Annotated in this window: 3 protein-coding genes and 1 pseudogene; 2 read left to right on the forward strand and 2 right to left on the reverse strand. The window is 60.4% G+C overall.

Going from position 1 to position 4,138, the window contains the following annotated elements:
- Nucleotides 1–283: 283 nt before the first annotated feature.
- The gene (locus SO139_RS45605; RefSeq protein WP_474804924.1) at nucleotides 284–1,222 is read right to left on the reverse strand and encodes a LysR family transcriptional regulator; all 939 of its coding nucleotides are present in this window, start codon (nucleotides 1,220–1,222) and stop codon (nucleotides 284–286) included.
- A gap of 143 nt (nucleotides 1,223–1,365) precedes the next feature.
- On the opposite strand from SO139_RS45605, the gene SO139_RS45610 reads away from it, so the two are divergent.
- Nucleotides 1,366–2,535 (forward strand): ABC transporter substrate-binding protein, encoded by a 1,170-nt coding sequence (locus SO139_RS45610; RefSeq protein WP_498542106.1) that lies wholly within the window; start codon nucleotides 1,366–1,368, stop codon nucleotides 2,533–2,535.
- Complete coding sequence (locus tag SO139_RS45615) at nucleotides 2,532–3,818, forward strand: flavin-dependent oxidoreductase (RefSeq protein WP_474804928.1); 1,287 nt, start codon at nucleotides 2,532–2,534, stop codon at nucleotides 3,816–3,818. The genes SO139_RS45610 and SO139_RS45615 overlap by 4 nt, the downstream gene beginning before the upstream one ends.
- Nucleotides 3,819–4,036: 218 nt before the next feature.
- Here SO139_RS45615 and SO139_RS45620 read toward each other — a convergent pair.
- Nucleotides 4,037–4,138: pseudogene (locus tag SO139_RS45620) on the reverse strand (phytochelatin synthase family protein); the annotation flags it as partial.

The following is a 4,138-nucleotide window of genomic DNA, read 5'->3' on the forward strand; positions in this document are numbered from 1 at the left end:
CTCAACGGTGTCCACACTGCCGAAAACGACTCCTTGAAAAACACTGGCGCAGACCGATTCTGCCAAAGTAGTGCTAGTCGAGGCAGAGCCGCCGGGCTTGGGAGGCCATCGTGTCCTAATGCACGGCCTTTTGCTAGCGAGTGGTCTGGCCCTGTCAGCCGGATTGAGTGATAATTGCAATGGAGGCAGAATGCGATCTTTTCGCGGAGGCAGCTTTAGCGCAAAGCCGACGTCGACGAGTTCCAAGTCGTGCGGCAGCCTTCGAACAGCGGGGCCACTCAGATCAGTTGAACAGCGATTTTGCCACCGCTCTCGCATGCTCGACGAACAATTTTGCCAGCGGACCCGGCGTGCGGCTCTTAACGGTGAGGATGGCGATTGCATAGCGCGTGGCGGGAATTCTTGCAGGCAGGATCTTCAAACCGACGCGTCCGGCACTAAACTGAGCAACTGAGTTTGGCAGAATGCCAACGAATTTGCCGGTCGCGATCAGCGTCGTGGTGAGTTGAATCGACAACGTTGCAACTGCGGCTCGCGGGAATTTCAATTCGGCGGCGGCAAAGATTCCCGAAATGATTCCGCCAGGCGTACTGTCAGACGGCGGAAGCACCCAGGACTCCTCCGTCAAATCAGCAAGCTCGACGCGGCGACGGCGTGCCCAACTGCTGTTTGCACCGACGACCGCGACAAAGGGCTCTTGTAGCAGCGGCTCGACCAGTAGGTCATCCTCGACAAAAGGATCCGGCAGCCGCCCGACGAGAAGTTCGACCTTGCGCTCGCGGAGCAGATTGAACTGCAACAGCGCTATGTCGGCATGGAGTACTCGCAACTGCACGCGTGGATGCTGCTGCAGCAGACGCTCCGAGATCGCCGGCATGATGCCGGCATTCATAATTTCAGGACAACCCACCGCAAGTTCGCCCGACGTTGGATCGGTGAGGAATTCGATTTGCTTCAGCCCCTGCCGCATCTCGTCGAAGACATTGACGCCGCATTTGAGCAGCGCCGCCCCGTAGCGGGTCACTTCGACCCCCTGCGAGGTGCGATCGAACAGCTTTACTCCCAGCGTTTGCTCGAGATCGGAGATGGTCTTCGACACGACAGGATGGGAGATCGCAAGCTTTTGCGATGCTTTCGCCATGCTGCCCGATTCCGCCACCGCGAGCACCACGTGAAGGTCGCGCAGCTTGATGCGGCGGCCGATCCGATCCGACCAGTCCATTTTCGCCCCCTTAGTCTATAGGCTACAGGGATGTCTCAAAATCGGACTTTCAAACTACTGCGGACATAGCCAGTATTTCAACCTACCGCGGCGATCATTGAATCCCGACGGGGAGGGGGGCCGACTCTGAGAGGAGGCCAGCAATGCCAGGGAATTCCATTCTTTCGGCTGCCGTTCTCGCAACGTCGATCGCCGCATCCGGTACCGCTTTTGCGCAAGCCACCGTCAAGATCGGGATGGTCCTGCCGATGACCGGCCCGCTGGCGGCTGCAGGGCAGCAGGTGCTTGCGGGCGCGCGCCTCTACATCAAACAGCACGGCGAGACCGTGGCCGGCAAGCGGATCGAGCTGATCGTGAGGGACGACGCCTCGTCCGGCGAGACCGGCAAGCGCATGATTCAGGAACTCGTCGTCAACGACAAGGTCGACCTCATCGGCGGCAGCTTAACGGCCGACCTCATGTCCAGCGCACCGCTGCTTACCGAAGCGCAGAAGCCGACGGTGATCATGATTTCAAGCACGACCGCGGTGGTCGGGAAGTCGCCGTTCTTTGTACGCACGAGCTGCACGCTGGCGCAATCCTCGGCTGTCCTCGCAGATTGGGCAGCAAAAAAGGGGCTCGGCAAGGCGGTGACGCTGGTCACCGAGTTTGCCCCCGGACTCGAGGCGGAAGAAGCCTTTACCAATAACTACAAGGCGGCGGGTGGTCAGGTCGCCGAGGCGATCCGCGTTCCGCTCCGCAGCCCCGACTTCGCGCCATTCCTGCAGCGCGTCAAGGAAGCCGCCCCGCAGGCGCTGTTCGTGTTCATTCCCTCGACACAGGCCGCGGCCTTCGCCAGGCAGTTCGTCGAGCGTGGCCTCGACAAGGCCGGCATTGCATTGATCGGTCCCGGCGACCTCACCGACGACGAAGCGCTGCAGAACATGGGCGACGCCATGTTGGGTACGGTCACCGCGCATTTCTACTCGGCCACGCACGCGTCCGCCCTGAACAAGGCGTTTACCGAGGCCTACCAGAAGGAAGCGAAGGAGCGCGCGAATTTCATGGCCGTGTCGGGTTATGACGGCATGAACCTCATCTATGAAGCACTGAACAAGACTGCCGGCTCGACCGACGGCAAGACCCTCGTTGCCGCGATGAAGGGCATGGCCTGGGATAGCCCGCGCGGCCCCATGTCGATCGACAAGAACAGCGGCGAGGTTGTGCACAACATCTATATCCGTAAGGTCAAGAAGATCGACGGTGAGCTGCGCAATGCCGAGTTTGAGACCTTCAACAATATCAGAGACCCCCGCGTGGCCGTCGCGAAATGAGGGATGCGCGTGTCATCGTCGTGGGCGGCGGCATCGGCGGGCTGAGCCTTGCGCTCAGCCTGCATCAGGCTGGCGTATGCGTCCGCGTCTACGAAGCGGCGCGCGATCCATGTCCGCTCGGCGTCGGCATCAACCTGCAGCCAACGGCGGTACGCGAGCTGACGGAGCTTGGGCTCGGCGATGCTCTTGCAGAGACCGGAATTGCCACGCGGCGCCTGAATCTTTGCAACAAGTTTGGACAATTGATCCATAGCGAGCCGAGGGGGCTGGCAGCTGGATATCTTTGGCCGCAAATTTCCATCCATCGCGGCGAGCTGCAACTGATCCTGCTTCGCTTAACGCGCGAGCGCATCGGCGATGAAAATGTCCGCACTGGAGCGAAACTGGTTGGCTTCGAGCAACACAGCGGTGGTGTACGGGCTCGTTTCAGCGACCGGGATTCCGGTTCGGAACTGTTTGACGAGGCCGATGTGCTAGTTGGTGCCGACGGAATCCATTCCGCTGCGCGGCTCCAGCTTTATCCCGACGAGGGACTGCCTTGCTTTGCACGGCAAATCCTGTGGCGAGCGGCGGTCGCGGCCGAGCCGTTCCTCGACGGGCGGACGATGGTCATCGCCGGGCATTTCCATCAGAGGATTATCGTCTACCCGATCGGCAAGGCCGCCGGGGGCAAATTGCTAACCAACTGGATTTGCCAAATGACGGTCCCGGATCAGGCGCCGTCGCGGGAAGATTGGAACAAGCGCGTCGAAAAGCAGGCAGTGCTCGCCGCATTTGAGCGTTGGCGATTTCCCTGGCTCAATCTGCCGGCGCTGATCGAGCAATCGCACAGCATTTACGAGTTTCCGCTGGTTGATCGCGACCCCGTCGCGGCTTGGTCGTTTGACCGTGTCACCCTTCTCGGCGACGCCGCACATCCAATGCAGCCGACGGGCGGCCAGGCTGGTTCGCAAGCCGTTCTGGATGCTCGGAGCCTTGCCCGCGCAATGATCGAGACTGACGATCCCGTCGCGGCGCTGGAGCGCTATGAAGCAGAGCGTCGGCCCGCGATGAACGATATCATCTTGCGAAACCGGAAACTCGGACCCGAAGTCGCGATGCAGCTCGTTGAAGAGCGAGCGCCGAACGGGTTTGCCCGTGTCGAAGACGTGATCTCGCGACTTGAGCTCGACGGCATCACGAAATCGTTTGCCGCGGCCGCGGGCCTCGATGTCGAAACGGTCAATCATAGACCGTCCTATCTGTCTCAGCAGGGACATTTCCGAGGCCTGCTTTCGACGTAAGGACCCGGCAGACGGAAGGCATGTCCCAGTTAAGTCAAATGCGAAAAAAATTCAACCTGAGCTCCGCTAAGCCATCCTGACCAGTCCTCAATCTTGCGTTCACCATTTCGCTGACGGGCCACCCGCAGACTCCGCGGTGGCGCAAAGCGGTCATAGCCCGGCCCACGCACGTCGCCAAAGAGCCAATGGGTGACATGCCGCTGGGATTGCAAATGTTGTTACTCTATCAGCAGCAGTCCGCGCTTCTTATCACCGTCGAACGTATTTACAGCCGCGAACAGCCGCTTTCGCTCGACTAGCCATGGCCGGTAGTCGGAATT

It is taken from the genome of Bradyrhizobium sp. UFLA05-89, assembly GCF_059803475.1.